This is a genomic window from Streptomyces beihaiensis (assembly GCF_026274175.1).
Lineage (GTDB): Bacteria > Actinomycetota > Actinomycetes > Streptomycetales > Streptomycetaceae > Streptomyces > Streptomyces beihaiensis.
This window is the reverse complement of record NZ_JAPHNL010000246.1, coordinates 1-428: the sequence shown is the minus strand read 5'-3', so window position 1 is coordinate 428 and position 428 is coordinate 1. Positions and strand designations below refer to the sequence as shown.

Sequence of the window (428 nt, the reverse complement as noted above, 5' to 3'; positions counted from 1 at the left end):
CCGTACGGTCGTGGTCGAGGCCCATCTCCTCCAGGACCGCCAGCTCGATCTCCAGGAACTCGATCGGCACGCGCCGCTCGGTCAGGGCACGGCCCCACGAGCAGGACCCCGTGGAGCCGTGCCCCCGGGAGGCCGAGGACGGTGACGGAGACGGCGGCACGGACGGCGGGCCCGCCTTCGAGGTCGTCTACCTCCTGGAGGCCGACGACCGCGCCGTCGACCGGCTGCGCGGCAGGCTCGACGCCCTCGGCGACTCGCTGGTCGTCGTCGGCGGCGACGGCCTGTGGAACGTCCATGTGCACGTGGACGACGCGGGTGCGGCCGTCGAGGCGGGGGTGGAGGCCGGGCGGCCGTACCGGATCCGCATCACACACTTCGGCCTCGGCGACGCCCACACCACCGGCGCCGGGGCAGGCGGCGGCCGGGCC

General features: G+C 75.7%; 1 pseudogene. It reads left to right on the top strand.

Going from position 1 to position 428, the window contains the following annotated elements:
• Positions 1–161: 161 nt before the first annotated feature.
• Positions 162–428, top strand: a pseudogene (locus tag OFY01_RS19200) (DAK2 domain-containing protein); the annotation flags it as partial.